Raw genomic sequence first — 15,419 nt, 5'->3', positions numbered from 1 at the left:
CATGCTCCGTCAATCCTTATTTTCCTACCAAATGTGTGGGATAATCTAGTCATGAGTCTGGACAGGACCCGCTCACCCAGCGCCCGCGCGGAATCCCCGCTGACCGCCGCGATCCTGGCCGGCAGGTGGATCAGGTCGGCGGCGGTGGACGACGCGCAGGGCCGGCACTGGCAGGCGAACCCCGATCTCCGCGGCCGGTCGGCGGCCACCCCCGAGGAGCCCTGGTCGTTGTACTCCGGCGGCGCGGGCATCGTGCTGTTCTTCCTGGAGCTCGCCGCCGCCACCGGCCACGAGGCGTACCTCGACGACGCCCGGGCCGGAGCCCGCCGCCTGGCCGCCACCTGGCGTGACCAGAGCGACCTTTCTCTCTACCATGGCCTGACCGGCGTCATGATCGCACTCATGGAGGCCGGCTGGGCTCTCGGCGACGCCCGTTTCGAGTCCGAGGCCAGGGCCATCGCCGACCTGATCGTCAGCAGGGGCCGCACGGCCGACGGCGAGGCCGGCTGGTCGCCCGACCCGGCGCAGCGCGGCGACGGCGGCATCGTGCTCGGCCTGCTGAGGGCCGGGGCCCACCTGGGCGTGCCGGCCTACGAGGAGTTCGCCGTCGAGGCCGGTCTGCGCATCGCGCGGCTGCCCGTGCCGGGCCACCTGTTCGGCGACTGCGCCGACCTGCCGGTGGACGCGGTGACGCCGGGCTTCCTCGCCGGTACGGCCGGCACGGCGTTCCTGCTCGCCCGCCTGTACGGCGTCAGCGGCGACGACCGCTTCCTGCGCGCGGCGCGCAGCGGGGCGGACTTCGTGCGCGAGGTCAGCATCGTGAGCGGCGACTCAGCGGTGGTGCCCCACCACGTGCCGCACGCCCGCGGCCTGCACTACCTGGGCTTCTGCTCCGGCTCGGCCGGGGTGGCGCGGATGTTCTACGAGCTGCACCAGGTGGCCGGCGACCCGGGCGACCTCGACTGGGTGGAGCGCCTGGCGCGGGGCATCACGAGCAGCGGCGTGCCGTACCGGCAGACCGAGGGCTACTGGAACGTGGCCTGCCAGTGCTGCGGCGCGGCCGGGCTGATCGAGCTGTTCGTCGGGCTGTGGGCGGCGACCGGGCGCGTGGCCCACCTGGACTTCGCCCGCACGCTGGCCGGCAACCTCATCGGCCGGGCCAGCGACCACGACGGTCACGGCTACCGGTGGTACCAGGCGTACCGGCGGCTGCGGCCGGAGGAGGTCAGCGCGGACACCGGTTACATGGTCGGCGCGGCCGGCATCGGCGCCGCGCTGCTCCACCTCGACGCCGCGGGCCAGGCCGCCCGGGCACGCCGGGTGATCCTGCTGCCCGACAACCCGTTCCCCGCCATCCCGCTGCCGCCCACCGCCCTGGCCGCCTCCTGACTGACCGCATCCGTATCGAGGTCCATCCGTCTACCTGTTCCCTACTGTTCCTACTGGTTTTACATGTGAGGAGCCTCTCTGATGACCGCGACCACGGACGCGCCCGCCTACGCCAGCGTGGCCGATCTTGAGACCCACGGCCCGTACGGACCCGGCCGCCTGCACACCTCCCCGATGTGGAGCCGCCCGATCTACCCCTTCCAGGACCGGGTGACCGCCGACGGCTCCAGCGGCTACCGGGCCGAGCCCGGCCGCTACCACCTCTACGTCGCCTGGGTCTGCCCCTGGGCGCAGCGCGCCGCGATCGCGCGGAAGCTGGCCGGGCTGGAGGACGTGGTGTCGCTGTCGTACGTGGACGACGACCGCGACGGCCGCGGCTGGGCCTTCCGCGAGCGCCGCGGCCCCGACCCGGTCAACGGCTTCACGCTGCTGGAGCAGGCCTACGAGGCCACGGAGCCGGGCTACCGCGGCCACATCTCCGTGCCCGTGCTCTGGGACCGGCGTACCGGCCGGATCGTCAGCAACCACTTCCCCGACATCACCCTCGATCTCGGCACCCAGTTCCGGGAGTGGGCCGACCCGTCCGTGGACCTCTACCCCGAGGACCGGCGGGAGGAGATCGACGCGCTCAACGAGGAGATCCTCCAGGAGGTCAACCACGCGCCCGGCAGGGTGGCCGCCGCCGGGACGCAGGACGAGTACGAGGAGTCGCGCCACCGCGCGGTCGCCGCGCTGGAGCGCCTGGAGGAGCGGCTGGCGACGCGGCGGTTCCTGCTCGGCGACCGGATCACCGAGGCAGACGTGCGGCTGTGGCCGACGCTGGCCCGGTTCGACCTCCTCCACAACCCGCAGGCGCGGATCAGCGAGCGGGCCCTGACCGACTTCCCTGCCCTGTGGGGGTACGCCCGCGACCTCTACCAGCGGCCCGCCTTCCGGGAGACGACCGACTTCGCCACGATCCGCACGAGCTCGTCCGGAGGGGACGGGCTCGTGCGGATCGCCGTCGAGCCGGTGGAGGCTGACTGGGACGCCCCGCACGACCGCGACCGCCTGGCCGCCTCCTGATCGGTTGTTACCCTGTGCTGCGCGCGCCGGGGCGTACCGGCGCGCCTCCTCTGGAGGAGTCCTCCGTGACCACGACCAGACCCGCCCACGACGCCGCCGGCGCGCACGGCTCGGGCGAGCCGGAGGAGTTCCCCGGCGACGTCCACTGGTACGACCTGCCCGACGACGACGCCGAGCCCGACGAGGGGCCCGGCGCCCCGTAGCGGCGAACCTGACGCCCTGACGCAGGGCCGTCTCAGCATGCGGGCGTGCCTAATGCCTATAAAACAGGTAGGTTAATATGGATTAGGCGCCGGGCTGGGACCCGGCGGCCTGTCCCCCTGTTCCCCGAAGGGCATTCGCATGTCATCGTCCACACCCCGCCCGGTCCTCGCGTCCCTCGCCGCCGCCGTCGCCGCCTGCCTGCTCAGCGCCTGTGGCGGCGGCGGGGCCCCGGCCGCCGGCGCCGCCGCGGCGGCCGGCAAGCCGGTGTACGGGGGGACGCTGACGTACCTCGAACACCAGGCGCCGACCTGCCTCTACCTGCCGGCGGCCGGCTTCTATCCGAACGGCGGCGTGCTCAACCAGCTCACCGACAAGCTCACCTGGCAGAACCCGGAGACGCTGGAGATCGAGCCGTGGATCGCCACCTCGTGGGAGGTGAACAAGGACGCCACGCAGTACACCTTCCACCTGCGTGACGGCGTGACCTTCAGCGACGGCACGCCGCTCGACGCCGACGCCGTCGCGGCCAACTTCGACGTGTACGGCAAGGGCGACCCCGCGCTCAAGCTGCCCGTCGCCGAGTTCGTCAACAACTACGAGCGCAGCGAGGTCATCGACAACAAGACCGTGCGCTTCCACTTCGGCAAGCCCTCGCCCGGCTTCCTCCAGGGCACCTCCGTCATCGGCGCCGGCCTGGTGTCGAAAAAGACGATCTCCCTGCCGTACGAGGAGCAGTGCCAGCTCAAGAACGTCGTCGGCTCCGGCCCGTTCACGCTCGCCGGTCAGGTCGTGGACAAGGAGATCGACCTGGCCGCCCGCAAGGACTACGACTGGGCGCCCAAGTCCAGCGCCCATCAGGGCCGCGCGTACCTCGACCAGATCAAGATCATTGTGACGCCCGAGGACAACGTCCGCGTCGGCGCGCTCACCTCCGGCCAGGCCGACTACGTCCGCTACGTGCAGGCGTACGACGAGCAGACCGTCAAGAACGCCGGGTTCACCATCCGCGCCGAGCCCACCCGGGGCGTCAACAACGGCCTCTACCTGCGTCCGGCCAACAGCATCCTGCGGGACGTCAAGGTCCGGAGAGCGCTCCAGAAGGGCACGAACGCCAAGGAGGTCGTCGACACCCTCTTCACCCCGAGCTATCCGGTCGCGACGTCGGTCCTCAGCCACCTCGCGCAGGGCTACGTCGACCTGTCCAAGGAGCTGGCCTACGACCCCGACGCCGCGGCGAAGCTGCTCGACGAGGCCGGCTGGGCGAAGGGCGCCGACGGCGTCCGCGAGAAGGACGGCAGGAAGCTCCAGCTCGGCGTCTTCGTCTCCGGCCCCCAGCCGCTGTCGAAGCAGACCCTGGAGCTCGTCGGCCAGCAGTGGGCCAAGCTCGGCGTGAAGCTGGAGATCCGGCCCGCCGACGCCGGCACGCAGGCCGTGGACATCAAGAACGCGGAGAAGACCGCCATCGCGCACAGTATGGTCGGCCGCGCCGACCAGGACGTCATCAAGAGCCACTTCCACACGAAGAACCGCGACGTCATCCTGTCGAACGACAAGACGCTCGACCGGCTGCTGGAGGAGGAGTCGGCCCTCGCCGACGTGGCCAAGCGCAACGCCAAGGTCGCCGAGATCCAGCGCTACGTGATCGACCAGGCGTACGCCATCCCGCTGTTCGAGGAGCCGCAGGTGTACGGCGTGGCGCCGAACGTCCACGGCGTCGCCTTCGAAGCGGTGGCCCGGCCGAGCTTCTACTCGGTCTGGAAGTCATGAGCGGATCCGCCAGGTACCTCCTGTCGCGCGCGGGGCAGGCGGCGCTCGTCCTGTGGGCCGCCTTCACCGCCGGCTACGTGCTCCTCCAGCTCCTGCCCGGTGACGCGATCCTCATCAAGTTCCAGAACCCGGAGCTCGGCCTGTCACCCGAGCAGATCGCCGAGATCCGCGCCTACTACGGCACGAACGGCCCCGGCGCCTACCTGCACACGCTGATCGGCTTCCTGCGGGCGGACTTCGGCTACTCGATCGACACCGGGACGCCCGTGGCCGAGCGGCTGGCCGAGGGCCTGCCGGCCACCGCGAGGCTGGCGGGCTCGGCGTTCGCGCTGGCCGTGCTGATCGCCGTGGCCGTCGCGTTCGCCTCCTGCCACGCCCGGCTCGGCTGGATCCGGGGGGCGCTCCAGGCGGTGCCGTCGCTGTTCATCTCAGTCCCGGCGTTCTGGCTCGGCATCGTGCTCATCCAGGTGTTCTCGTTCCGGCTGCGGCTGGTGCCGGTGATCGGCGGCAGCGAGGCGCAGCAGCTCCTGCTGCCGGTGCTCACGCTCGCCGTGCCGATCTCGGCGCCCATCGCGCAGATCCTCGCGCGCAGCCTCGACCAGGTGCGGGCCCAGGCGTTCGTGCCCGTCGTCGCCGCCAAGGGGGCCTCGCCCGGGTGGATCCTGTGGCGGCACGTGGCGCGCAACGCCCTCCCGCCCACCCTCACCGTGGCGGGGCTGACGTTCGGCGAGCTCATCGCCGGGTCGGTGGTCACCGAGACGGTCTTCGGCCGCAACGGCGTGGGCCGGCTCACCGAGCAGGCGGTCAACGCCCAGGACACGCCGGTGCTGCTGGCCGTCGTCGTGCTCGCCGCGACGGTGTTCGTGCTCGTCAACCTGGTCGTGGACCTGCTGTACCCGGTGCTCGACCCGAGACTGAGGAGGGCCGTCGCGTGAGGCCCGGCCTGATCCTCTCGTGGGCGCTGGTCGTGCTGGTCGCCCTGTGGGCGCTCGCGCCCGGCCTGTTCACCGGGTACGACCCGATCGCCGGGGTGCCGGCGGAGAAGCTGACCGCACCCGGCCCCGGCCATCTGTTCGGCACCGACGCCGTGGGCCGTGACCTGTTCGCCCGGGTGGTGCACGGCGCCGTCCACTCGCTGTCCGGCGCGTTCGTCGCCGTCGCGGTCGGCCTGGTGCTCGGCACGCTGCTCGGCCTGCTCGCCGGCTCGGCCGGCGGGGCGCTGGACGAGGTCGTCATGCGGGTCGTGGACGTGCTGCTCTCCGTGCCGGGGCTGCTCCTCGCGCTCACAGTGATCATCCTGCTCGGGCCCGGCACGGTCAACGTGGCGATCGCCGTGGGAGTGGGGTCCGTCGCCTCGTTCGCCCGCCTGGCGCGCTCGGAGGTGGTGCGGGTACGGCGTACCGACTACGTGGAGGCGGCGTTCGGCAGCGGCGGCCGGTTCCTCGCGGTGCTGTGGCGGCACGTGCTGCCCAACTCGCTCGTCCCGGTCGTCGCGCTGGCCGCCCTCCAGTTCGGCGTCGCGATCCTGGCCATCTCCACGCTCGGGTTCCTCGGGTACGGCGCGGAGCCCCCCACGCCGGAGTGGGGACTGCTCATCGCCGAGGGGCGCAACTACCTGGCCACCGCGTGGTGGCTCACCACACTGCCGGGAACGGTGGTGGTGGCGGTCGTGCTCGCGGCCAGCCGGATCAGCCGGTCCATCGGGAGGGAGAGCGGATGAGCCTGCTGGAGGTTCGCGACCTCACCGTGTCGTACACGCGGAAGGGACGCCGGGGACGCGCACAGCCCCGCCCGGCGGTCCACGGGGTGTCGTTCACCGTGGACCCCGGCGAGGTGGTCGCCGTCGTCGGGGAGTCGGGCTCGGGCAAGACCACCACGGCCCAGGCCGTCATCGGCCTGCTCCCGCCGAACGGGCGAGTGGAGAGCGGCGGCATCCTGCTCGGCGGCACCGACATCGCCGGCTGGTCGCAGCGCCGCCTCCAGGCGGTGCGCGGCGCCCAGATCGGCCTGGTGCCGCAGGACCCGGCCAACTCCCTCAACCCGGTCAAGCCCGTCGGCGCCCAGATCGGCGAGGCGCTGCGCATCCACCGGCGCGGCGACCGGCGCACGATCGCGCGCCGGGTCGTCGAGCTGCTGGAACGGGTCGGGCTGCCCGATCCGGAGGTGCGCGCCCGGCAGTACCCGCACGAGCTGTCGGGCGGTATGCGGCAGCGGGTGCTGATCGCCATCGCCGTGGCGCTCGAACCCCGGCTCATCATCGCCGACGAGCCCACCAGCGCCCTGGACGTGACCGTGCAGCGGCGCATCCTCGACCTGATCGACGACCTGCGCGCCGAGTCGGGCACGGCGGTGCTGCTCGTCACCCACGACCTGGGCGTGGCCATGGACCGCTCCGACCGGCTGGTCGTGATGAAGGACGGGCGGATCGAGGAGCGGGGCGCCACCCGCGCCGTGCTCGGGGCGCCCCGGGCCGCGTACACGGCCCGGCTGCTGCGGGACGCGCCGGCGCTGAGAGCACCGGACTTCCTCGTCGCGGACGAGCCGCGCGAGCCGGCCATCGTGGTGCGCGACCTGGTCAAGGAGTTCCGCGCCGGCGGGCGGCCGTTCCGCGCCGTGGACGAGGTCTCCTTCGAGGTGCCGCGGGGCACCACGCACGCACTGGTCGGCGAGTCCGGTTCGGGCAAGACCACCACCGCCCGCATGGTCATGCGGCTGGCCGAGCCCACCTCCGGCTCGGTGGCCATCGGCGGCGTCGAGACGGCCGGGCTGCGCGGCGCGCGGCTGCGGGCGCTGCGCCGGGACGTCCAGCTCGTCTACCAGAACCCGTACGGCTCGCTCGACCCCCGGCAGAGCATCGCCGACATCGTCGAGGAGCCGCTGCGCAACTTCGGCCTCGGCGACCGGCGGGCCCGCCGCGACCGGGTGCGCGACCTGCTCGACCGGGTCGCGCTGCCCGCCGACGTGCTCGGCCGCCGGGCCGGGGAGCTGTCCGGCGGGCAGCGCCAGCGCGTCGCCATCGCCCGCGCGCTCGCGCCGGACCCCCAGGTGGTGGTGCTCGACGAGGCGGTCTCGGCCCTGGACGTCACCGTCCAGGCGCAGATCCTCGACCTGCTCGGCGACCTGCAACGCGACCTCGGACTCACCTACCTGTTCATCTCGCACGACCTGGCGGTGGTGCGGCAGATCTCGCACACCGTCTCCGTCATGAGCAAAGGACGCATCGTGGAAACCGGAACGACCCGGCGGCTCTTCGAGAACCCGAGCCACGCCTACACCCGCGCGCTGCTGGCCGCCGTGCCCGGCACGGCCGCCCAGGAGGCGGCCCGATGACAGAGCACCCGGTCACCGGCCGCCGGCTCGGGTTCTTCACCCGCCTCCTCGACGACGCGCCGCCCGCCGAGCGCTACCGCCTGGCCGCCGAGCAGATCGCGCACGCGGAGCGCCACGGCTTCGACACGGCGTGGGTCGCGCAGCACCACTTCAGCGCGACCGAGGGCGGCCTGCCCGCCCCGCTCGTCCTCCTGGCCCACGTCGCGGCCAAGACCAGCCGCATCCGGCTCGGCACCGGCATCATCACGCTGCCCCTGGAGCACCCGGTACGCGTGGCCGAGGACACCGCCGTGCTCGACCAGCTCTCCGGCGGGCGGCTGGAGGTCGGCGTGGGCAGCGGCGGCACTCCGTCGTCGTTCGCCGCCTTCGGCCGCGAGAGCGCCGAACGCGCCGCCCTGTACGCCGAACACCTCGCCGTGCTGGTCAACGCCTGGTCGGGCGGCGACCTCGGCGGCGGCAACCGGCTCTACCCGGCGGCCCCCCGGCTGCTCGGGGCCGTGTGGGAGGCCACGTTCTCGGTCGGCGGGGGCGAGCGGGCCGGGCGGGCGGGCAACGGGCTCATGCTGTCGCGCACGCAGCCGCGGCCCAAGGACGCGCCCGGCCTGACGCTGGCCGAGATCCAGCGGCCCATCGTGGACGCCTACTACGAGCACCTGCCGGCCGGGGCGGCACCAAGGATCATGGCCTCCCGCACGGCGTTCGTGGCCGACACGCGGGAGGAGGCGCTGCGGTACGCGGAGACGGGCCTGGCGCGGGCCGTACGGCACTTCGAGCTGAGCGGCTTCCCCGTGCCGGCGGACGGCGGGATCGAGCGGCTCGTCGCGGCGTTCGACGTCCACGTGGGCACGCCCGACGACGTGATCGCGAGCCTGCGCGCCGACCCCACGCTCGACCGGGTCACCGACCTGGTCTTCCAGGTCCACTCCGTCGATCCGCCGCACCCGCGCATCCTGCGCTCCATCGAGCTGCTCGCGACCGAGGTCGCGCCCGCTCTCGGCTGGGCGCCCCCCTCCCCGGACGGGCTCTCACCGGCGAACACGTCCCCGTCCCCGTCCCTTCACCGAACGAACTGAGTACGCCATGAGCACCGACATCATCGACCGGCTGGCGGGCATCGAGCCCGGCTCCCCGCTCGACCGGCTCCGGCGCCGCCGCCCGGACGCCCGCGACCACGCCCAGCGCGGCTACCTCGCCCTCTTCCCCGAGTCCCCGGCCCCGGCCCCGGACACCGGCACGGGGGAGGTGAGCCGGGTGGAGCGGCACGCGGTGGCGGCGTTCGTCGCGGGGCTGCACCAGGACGCCCCGGCGATCGGGCACTACGCCGGGCTGCTCGCGGCCGACGCCCCCGAGCTGGCGGCGGCCGTGGCGGCCGAGGTCGAGGCAGCCACCACCACCGGACCGTACGGCATCTACCCCGAGGGCCCGCTGGCGGGCGAGAGCGTCCCCGGCCTCGTCCACCGGGTCGGCGACCGCACCGCGCTCGGTGAGCGGCTCGCCGCCGCGCTCGAGCACGCGCACCTCCTCGTGTTCCGGCCGCGCGAGGCGGACAAGGAGGCGCTGCGGGCGCTGGCCCGCGCGGGCTGGAGCACGACCGGGATCGTGACCCTCTCGCAGCTCGTCTCGTTCCTGACCTTCCAGATCCGGGTCGCCACCGGCCTGCGCCTGCTCGGCGCCACCACGCAGACCTCGCACGAGTACCAGGAGGCCCGTCCTTGACCGCCGCACCACTCGCCTTCACCACGGACCGGCTCGGCTGGGAGCCGTGGCTGGAGCCGCTCGCCGAGGCCGAGCTGACCGACGCCCACCGCGAGGCGCTGATCGACCAGGCACGCGTCGACTCGCCGTACTTCCGCCTGCTCGCCCGCGACCCCGCCGTCCTGCACGCGCGCACCAAGACCGACCTCGACATCTTCCACAACGCCGACGGCGGACTGCCGCGCGCCGAGCGGGAGCTGGCGGCCACCGCGACCTCGCGCCACAACGGCTGCGTCTTCTGCGCCTCCGTGCACGCCCGCTTCGCCGCCCACTACTCCAGGCGGCCCGACGACGTCGAGCGGCTGCTGGACGAGGGGGTCGGGGCGGAGCAGGACCGGGTGTGGCGGGCGGTCGTGGACGCGTCCGTGGCGCTCGCCGCCACCCCGTCGGCGCTCACCGCCGGGCACCTCGACGCGTTGCGCGCCGCCGGTCTGGACGACCTGGCGATCAGCGACGTCCTGCACGCGGCGGCGTTCTTCAACTGGGCCAACCGGCTCATGCTGTCCCTCGGCGAGCCGACCGCCCCACCCGCGCCGGCCGGCCCGAACGGGTCAAGCGGCCCGAACGGCCGAAGTGGCCCGAACGGCTCGAACGGCCAGAACGGCTCGAACGGCTCGAACGGCTCGAACGGCTCCAACAGCTCGAACAAGGAGTAGGTCATGACCCATCTCGAACTGGACCACCTGGTCTACGCCGTGCCCGACCTGCTCGCCGGCGTGGAGGAGTTCGCCGAGCGCACCGGCGTGCAGCCGGTCCCCGGCGGCAGTCACCCGGGTGGCACCGCCAATCACCTGGTCGGGCTCGGCCCCGGCGCGTACCTGGAGATCATCGGCCCCGACCCGGCCGCCGGTCCGGGCGCGCGGCCCCGGGCGTTCGGGCTGGAGACGCTCACCGAGCCCCGGCTGACCGCGTGGGCGGTGCGCGGCGACGACCTGGAGGCACGCGTACGGCGGGCGCGCGAGCGCGGCTACGACCCGGGGAAGGTCGAGCCGCTCTCCCGGGTCCGGCCGGACGGGGTCAGGCTCGACTGGGTGCTCACCCGCCGGGACGACCCGGAGGCGGTGCGGCTGGTGCCGTTCCTCATCGACTGGGGCGACGCGCCGCACCCGGCCGCCTCGGGACTGCCGCAGCTCGGCCTGGTGTCGTTCACCGCGTCCCATCCGGACCCGGAGTCCGTACGGGCGGACCTGGCGGCGCTGGAGGCCGGGCTGGAGGTCACCGAGGGCCCGGAGCCGGCGCTGCGCGCCCACCTCGACACCCCGCGCGGCCCAGTGACCCTCACCTGACCGCCCCTCCCGGAAAGCAGGACATCTCCCGCAATGACCACTCTTCGCGAATACCTGTCCCACAAGCGCGAGGCGCTGCTGGCCCGGCGCGCCGCGCCGTCGGGCGGCCCCGTGCCGCTGCACGCCCACGTCACCGCCGAGGGCCGCAGCGGCGTGCGCCGCATCAGGATCAGAGACTTCCAGATCATCAGCGACAGCGGTCCCGACCTGGCGGGTTACAGCCTCGGTCCGGGCTCGCCGGAGCTCCAGGCCGGTGTGCTGGGAAGCTGCGTCACCCACATCTTCCTCATCAAGGCGGCGGAGCTGGAGATCCCGCTCGACTCGCTCGAAGTCGACGTCCAGGCCCAGTACGACCCGCGCGCCCAGGCGCCGGACGCCACGGGCATCCCCGTCCACCCGTACGACTTCCGGTACGAGGTGCGCCTGTCCTCGCCCGCGCCGGACGAGGAGCTGGCCCGGCTGCACGCCGAGGTGGAGCGGGTCTGCCCGATCCTCAACCTGATCAGGAACCCGGTGGCGATCAGCGGCTCCCTCACCCGGGTGGAGGCAGCCGCCTGACCGGCCAGGGCAGGACGGCCGGGAGGGCAGCGGCGCCGGTCACCCGGGCACGGGCGACCAACCGATCAGGAATGAAGAAGCGCCGGGCATGGGGCTCTCCGTAGCGTTGTCTCCACGGGGATCACCCCCGAAGAACGAAGGAGACAAGGCATGAAGGCGCACGTCAGTTCCATCCTCCTCGCCGTCCGGGACATGGACCGGGCCAAGCAGTTCTACACGGAGGGGCTCGGCTGGAAGATCAAGAACGACTACGGCATCTCGGTGTTCTTCGAGTCGGACGGAGCCTCGCCCGTCGGCTTCTACGGCCGTGAGGGCCTGGCCGACCAGGTGGGCACGAGCCCGGAAGGCAACGGCTTCAGCGGGCTGGTGCTCACGTACGTCGTCCGCAGTGAGGCGCGGGTCGACGAGATCATGGCGGAGGCCGAGAAGGCCGGCGCCACGATCCTCAAGCCCGCCGGCGCCCTGCCGTGGGGCGGGTACGGCGGCTCCTTCGCGGACCCGGACGGCTACGTCTGGAGTCTCGGCTACAGCGCCCAGGGAGCGGACCAGCCCTACGCCGAGTAGCCGCCGAGGTGACCCGGCCCACCAGCGGAGCCCGCGCCCCACGCGAAGCAGACCGCGTGCAGGCGAGCCGCCACCGACGCCGCCGGCGGGCCCGCCTGCACGCGGAGTCCGAGGGCGTACCCGACCCTCCGACCGGCCGACCCTCCGACCGGCCGACCCCCGACCCTCCGACCGGCCGATCGGCCGGCGCGGTCGTCCGGCCGAACCGCATGACCGATCCCTCGGCGTCGAAGGCAGGGGTCATGACGCTCCGCCTCGTCGACGTGTGTCCTCACACCCTGACCGGGAGGCAGGTCATACCGGGGCACATCCGGATGTCACCACAGTGGTACCCGGCGTGATTGAAAGCCTTCGGACGCGGGAGAATGGTCGTGCCGGCATGGTCGCGCCGCGCATCGTCGTCGTGAGGATTCCCGTGATGTCACCGCCCCCCGCAGGGTCGGCGTCCCCGTCGATCCGCTTGTTGCTGGTCGAGGATCACGACATGGTGGCCGAGGCGATCGGCCTGGCCCTGGGACAGACGGACGGGGTGGAGGTCGTGGGGCGGTCCGCGTCGATCGCGGCGGCGGTGGCCGACACGGCGCGGTTCAAGCCGGACGTGGTGCTGCTGGACCGGCGGCTGCCGGACGGCGACGGGATCTCCGCGATCGGCCGGCTCATGGCCGCCGCCCCGGAGGCGCGGGTGCTGGTCCTGACAGGCGAGGCGTCCGCGTCGGCCGCCACCCGGGTGGCCGAGGCCGGCGGGGTGGGCCTGGTGCTGAAGTCGTCGGCGCTGCACGAGCTGGAGGCGGCGGTGCGGCAGGTGGCCGAGGGTGGGGTGGCGTTCGCGCCGGAGTTGCTGGCCGGCGTGCTGGACCGGCTCACCGGCAGGATCCGGCTCGCGGGGGCGGGGATGACGGCGCGGGAGCGGGAGACGCTGCTCCTGCTGGCCGAGGGGGCGAGCACGGCGCAGATCAGCGAGCGGCTCGGCGTGGCGCACAACACCGCCCGCAACCACATCCAGCGCGTCCTGGAGAAGCTGGGTGCCGGCTCCAAGCTGGAGGCGGTCGCGATCGCCCGTCGCGAGGGCCTCATCGACTGACGCAGATGCACTACTCGGGACGCCACGACTGCACCAGACCAGATGGAGCCGGTGACTCTCGTGACACCGGGGTACACCGGCGATCCTGAGAGGATGGGTACAGAGGGTTCGGTGTATGCGGTTGAGCACCATCTGACGCAAGAGCTCGACAGCATCACGACGGCCCGCGACCTGACCCGGCGGGCGCTGGCCGAGAGCGGATACACCGGCCTGCACGACGACGCGCTCCTGGTCGTCTCCGAGCTGGTGACCAACGCACTGGTGCACGGCGCCGGCGCGCCGGTGCTCCACCTGGTCGTCGGCCCCTCCCGGGTGCGCATCGAGGTCCGCGACTCCAGTCCCCGGCTGCCCGAGCCGCGCGAGCCCGGCCCGCAGAGCGGCTGGGGCCTCAACGTCATCGAGCGCCTGTCCATCCGCTGGGGGTCCATTCCGCAAGGGGACGGCAAGGTCGTCTGGTGCGAGCTGGCCGCCGTTCCCGCCCCCGTCTGGGCCAACTGACATCCGGGCGTGCGAAGCTGCACTATGCCTGAGTCAAGCCCCTCCGAGATCGCCCAGACCGACTACCGGCTGCTGGTGCAGAACGTCGTCGACTACGCGATCTTCATGCTGGACCCGCAGGGCCGGATCGTGAGCTGGAACGCGGGCGCGGAGCGGATCAAGGGATACCGGGCGGAAGAGATCATCGGGCGTCATTTCTCGGTGTTCTACCCGCCTGAGGACGTGGCGGCGGGCAAGCCGGCTCATGGGCTGGTGGTGGCCGCGGCGGACGGGCGGCTGGAGGACGAGGGCTGGCGGGTGCGGGCCGACGGCACGCGGTTCTGGGCGAACGTGGTGATCACGGCGCTGTACGACGACACCGGCGAGCTGCGCGGGTTCGGCAAGGTGACGCGCGACATGACCGAGCGGCGCATCGCCGAGCGGGCCCTGCGGGAGAGCGAGGAGCGCTTCAGGCTGATCGTGCAGAACGTCGTCGACTACGCGATCTTCATGCTGGACCCGCAGGGCCGGATCGTGAGCTGGAACGCGGGCGCGCAGCGGATCAAGGGATACCGGGCCGAAGAGATCATCGGGCGTCACTTCTCGGCCTTCTACCCGCCTGAGGACGTGGCGGCGGGCAAGCCGGCCCGTGAGCTGGTGGTGGCCGCGGCGGACGGGCGGCTGGAGGACGAGGGCTGGCGGGTGCGGGCCGACGGCACCCGGTTCTGGGCGAACGTGGTGATCACGGCGCTGTACGACGACACCGGCGAGCTGCGCGGGTTCGGCAAGGTGACCCGCGACATGACCGAGCGGCGCACCGCCGAGCGGGCGCTGGACGAGCGCAGCAGGCTGCTGACCCACCTCGTCCACGCGCAGGAGATGGAGCGGCGCCGCATCGCCTGGGACGTGCACGACGACACGATCCAGTCGATGGTGGCCGTCGGGATGCGCCTGCAACTGCTCGCCGACCAGTTGGAGGGCGAGCACGCCGTGGGGGCCCGGCGGCTCAACGAGACCGTGTCGGCGGCCATCCACCGGCTGCGCGACCTCACCTTCCGCCTCCGGCCGCCCGGGCTCGACCGGGACGGGCTGGTGGAGGGGCTGACCACGTACCTGGACCAGGTGGTGACCGGCGCGGGGCTGACGTACACGCTGCGGCACGAGCTCGACCGGGAGCCACCCGCCGAGACAGCGATCACGATTTTTCGGATATGTCAGGAGGCGCTGACTAATGTCCGCAAGCACGCACAGGCGAAGGCGGTGACCGTGTCCCTGGCCTCCAGCGGCCACGGCGTGCTGACGCGCGTGGCCGACGACGGCGTCGGCGTCAGTGACCCCGCCGGCCTCCTCGCCGTGCCCGACCACTTCGGCCTCATCGAGATGCGCGAGCGCGCCGAGATGGCGGGCGGCTGGTGGAGCATCCGAGGCCGGCCGGACGACGGCACGATGGTCGAGTTCTGGGTGCCCGCACTGGCCTCGGGCGGTGAGGACGGTCGCGTATGACCGGAGAGGACGGTCGTACGCCGGCGGGCGGGCGGCTGACCGTGCTCATCGGCGACGACGAGCCCATGATCCGTGACGTGCTGAGTGAGGTGCTCCAGGCCGAGCCCGACCTCAGCGTCGTCGCGCTCGCCCGGGACGCCGAGGAGGCCATCGCCCTGGCCGAGCGCCACACGCCCCGCGTCGCCATCCTCGACGTGCGGATGCCCGGCGGCGGCGCCCACGCGGCCCGGGTGATCCGCGACCGCTGCCCGGGCACACGGGTCATGGCGTTCTCCGCCTACGGCGACTCCGGCGCCGTCGAGGAGATGCGCCGGGCAGGCGTCGCCGAGTACCTCCTCAAGGGGCTGCCCAACAGCGACATCGTGGCGGCCGTGCGCCGCGTCGCGGCGGACCGCTGAAGCCCCGCCACGGGGGCGGATCGCCCGCGCGCCGCGACCTGT

Annotated in this window: 17 protein-coding genes; all 17 read left to right on the top strand. The window is 73.0% G+C overall.

Annotated elements, in window-relative coordinates; all coding sequences use genetic code 11:
• The first annotated feature begins 51 nt into the window (after positions 1-51).
• The 17 genes from ACIBG4_RS10300 to ACIBG4_RS10220 all read left to right on the top strand — a co-directional run bounded on the left by ACIBG4_RS10300 (position 52) and on the right by ACIBG4_RS10220 (position 15,377).
• Positions 52-1,389 carry a lanthionine synthetase LanC family protein gene (locus ACIBG4_RS10300; RefSeq protein WP_397201551.1) on the top strand — a complete coding sequence of 446 codons (1,338 nt, stop codon included), beginning with the start codon at positions 52-54 and terminating at the stop codon, positions 1,387-1,389.
• Between the two features lie 81 nt (positions 1,390-1,470).
• Complete coding sequence (locus tag ACIBG4_RS10295; RefSeq protein ID WP_397201550.1) at positions 1,471-2,454, top strand: glutathione S-transferase C-terminal domain-containing protein; 984 nt, start codon at positions 1,471-1,473, stop codon at positions 2,452-2,454.
• Positions 2,455-2,519: 65 nt separating this feature from the next.
• Entirely contained in the window at positions 2,520-2,657 is a 138-nt protein-coding gene (locus ACIBG4_RS10290) for a hypothetical protein (protein WP_397201549.1), read from the top strand.
• A 139-nt stretch (positions 2,658-2,796) separates the two neighbouring features.
• On the top strand, positions 2,797-4,425 hold the full coding sequence (locus tag ACIBG4_RS10285; RefSeq protein ID WP_397201548.1) for a TIGR04028 family ABC transporter substrate-binding protein: 1,629 nt from the start codon (positions 2,797-2,799) through the stop codon (positions 4,423-4,425).
• Entirely contained in the window at positions 4,422-5,360 is a 939-nt protein-coding gene (locus tag ACIBG4_RS10280) for an ABC transporter permease (protein ID WP_310707904.1), read from the top strand. Before ACIBG4_RS10285 ends, ACIBG4_RS10280 begins: the two co-directional genes overlap by 4 nt.
• On the top strand, positions 5,357-6,145 hold the full coding sequence (locus tag ACIBG4_RS10275) for an ABC transporter permease (protein ID WP_355438509.1): 789 nt from the start codon (positions 5,357-5,359) through the stop codon (positions 6,143-6,145). Before ACIBG4_RS10280 ends, ACIBG4_RS10275 begins: the two co-directional genes overlap by 4 nt.
• The gene (locus ACIBG4_RS10270) at positions 6,142-7,755 is read left to right on the top strand and encodes a dipeptide ABC transporter ATP-binding protein (RefSeq protein ID WP_397201547.1); all 1,614 of its coding nucleotides are present in this window, start codon (positions 6,142-6,144) and stop codon (positions 7,753-7,755) included. Before ACIBG4_RS10275 ends, ACIBG4_RS10270 begins: the two co-directional genes overlap by 4 nt.
• Positions 7,752-8,828, top strand: a complete 1,077-nt coding sequence (locus ACIBG4_RS10265; RefSeq protein ID WP_397201546.1) for a putative FMN-dependent luciferase-like monooxygenase — start codon at positions 7,752-7,754, stop codon at positions 8,826-8,828. The genes ACIBG4_RS10270 and ACIBG4_RS10265 overlap by 4 nt, the downstream gene beginning before the upstream one ends.
• Before the next feature lie 7 nt (positions 8,829-8,835).
• Positions 8,836-9,471 (top strand): CMD domain protein, encoded by a 636-nt coding sequence (locus ACIBG4_RS10260; RefSeq protein WP_397201545.1) that lies wholly within the window; start codon positions 8,836-8,838, stop codon positions 9,469-9,471.
• Positions 9,468-10,166, top strand: a complete 699-nt coding sequence (locus ACIBG4_RS10255) for an alkylhydroperoxidase domain protein (protein WP_397201544.1) — start codon at positions 9,468-9,470, stop codon at positions 10,164-10,166. The genes ACIBG4_RS10260 and ACIBG4_RS10255 overlap by 4 nt, the downstream gene beginning before the upstream one ends.
• Positions 10,167-10,169: 3 nt before the next feature.
• Positions 10,170-10,796 carry a VOC family protein gene (locus ACIBG4_RS10250; RefSeq protein WP_397201543.1) on the top strand — a complete coding sequence of 209 codons (627 nt, stop codon included), beginning with the start codon at positions 10,170-10,172 and terminating at the stop codon, positions 10,794-10,796.
• Between the two features lie 33 nt (positions 10,797-10,829).
• Complete coding sequence (locus ACIBG4_RS10245) at positions 10,830-11,354, top strand: OsmC family protein (protein ID WP_310707911.1); 525 nt, start codon at positions 10,830-10,832, stop codon at positions 11,352-11,354.
• 150 nt (positions 11,355-11,504) lie between these two features.
• Complete coding sequence (locus tag ACIBG4_RS10240) at positions 11,505-11,918, top strand: VOC family protein (RefSeq protein WP_397201542.1); 414 nt, start codon at positions 11,505-11,507, stop codon at positions 11,916-11,918.
• Between the two features lie 418 nt (positions 11,919-12,336).
• Positions 12,337-12,999, top strand: coding sequence for a response regulator (locus tag ACIBG4_RS10235; protein ID WP_397201541.1), 663 nt, complete (start codon positions 12,337-12,339; stop codon positions 12,997-12,999).
• A gap of 111 nt (positions 13,000-13,110) precedes the next feature.
• Entirely contained in the window at positions 13,111-13,497 is a 387-nt protein-coding gene (locus tag ACIBG4_RS10230) for an ATP-binding protein (protein ID WP_397201540.1), read from the top strand.
• 24 nt (positions 13,498-13,521) lie between these two features.
• Positions 13,522-14,979: a PAS domain S-box protein gene (locus ACIBG4_RS10225; protein ID WP_397201539.1), complete on the top strand. Its 1,458-nt coding sequence runs from the start codon at positions 13,522-13,524 to the stop codon at positions 14,977-14,979.
• The gene (locus ACIBG4_RS10220) at positions 14,976-15,377 is read left to right on the top strand and encodes a response regulator transcription factor (RefSeq protein ID WP_397201538.1); all 402 of its coding nucleotides are present in this window, start codon (positions 14,976-14,978) and stop codon (positions 15,375-15,377) included. The genes ACIBG4_RS10225 and ACIBG4_RS10220 overlap by 4 nt, the downstream gene beginning before the upstream one ends.
• Positions 15,378-15,419: the final 42 nt, after the last annotated feature.

The sequence above is a fragment of the Nonomuraea sp. NPDC050383 genome (assembly GCF_044459125.1).
Lineage (GTDB): Bacteria > Actinomycetota > Actinomycetes > Streptosporangiales > Streptosporangiaceae > Nonomuraea.
This window is presented reverse-complemented; position numbering and strand designations above follow the sequence as displayed.

What these genes read in the sequence shown, in the direction of transcription:
- ACIBG4_RS10295 (WP_397201550.1), top strand. Translation starts at nt 1,471, where the DNA reads ATGACCGCGACCACGGACGCGCCCGCCTACGCCAGCGTGGCCGATCTT.
- ACIBG4_RS10280 (WP_310707904.1), top strand. Translation starts at nt 4,422, where the DNA reads ATGAGCGGATCCGCCAGGTACCTCCTGTCGCGCGCGGGGCAGGCGGCG.
- ACIBG4_RS10240 (WP_397201542.1), top strand. Translation starts at nt 11,505, where the DNA reads ATGAAGGCGCACGTCAGTTCCATCCTCCTCGCCGTCCGGGACATGGAC.
- ACIBG4_RS10235 (WP_397201541.1), top strand. Translation starts at nt 12,337, where the DNA reads ATGTCACCGCCCCCCGCAGGGTCGGCGTCCCCGTCGATCCGCTTGTTG.
- ACIBG4_RS10250 (WP_397201543.1), top strand. Translation starts at nt 10,170, where the DNA reads ATGACCCATCTCGAACTGGACCACCTGGTCTACGCCGTGCCCGACCTG.
- ACIBG4_RS10270 (WP_397201547.1), top strand. Translation starts at nt 6,142, where the DNA reads ATGAGCCTGCTGGAGGTTCGCGACCTCACCGTGTCGTACACGCGGAAG.
- ACIBG4_RS10260 (WP_397201545.1), top strand. Translation starts at nt 8,836, where the DNA reads ATGAGCACCGACATCATCGACCGGCTGGCGGGCATCGAGCCCGGCTCC.
- ACIBG4_RS10285 (WP_397201548.1), top strand. Translation starts at nt 2,797, where the DNA reads ATGTCATCGTCCACACCCCGCCCGGTCCTCGCGTCCCTCGCCGCCGCC.
- ACIBG4_RS10245 (WP_310707911.1), top strand. Translation starts at nt 10,830, where the DNA reads ATGACCACTCTTCGCGAATACCTGTCCCACAAGCGCGAGGCGCTGCTG.
- ACIBG4_RS10300 (WP_397201551.1), top strand. Translation starts at nt 52, where the DNA reads ATGAGTCTGGACAGGACCCGCTCACCCAGCGCCCGCGCGGAATCCCCG.
- ACIBG4_RS10265 (WP_397201546.1), top strand. Translation starts at nt 7,752, where the DNA reads ATGACAGAGCACCCGGTCACCGGCCGCCGGCTCGGGTTCTTCACCCGC.
- ACIBG4_RS10225 (WP_397201539.1), top strand. Translation starts at nt 13,522, where the DNA reads ATGCCTGAGTCAAGCCCCTCCGAGATCGCCCAGACCGACTACCGGCTG.
- ACIBG4_RS10220 (WP_397201538.1), top strand. Translation starts at nt 14,976, where the DNA reads ATGACCGGAGAGGACGGTCGTACGCCGGCGGGCGGGCGGCTGACCGTG.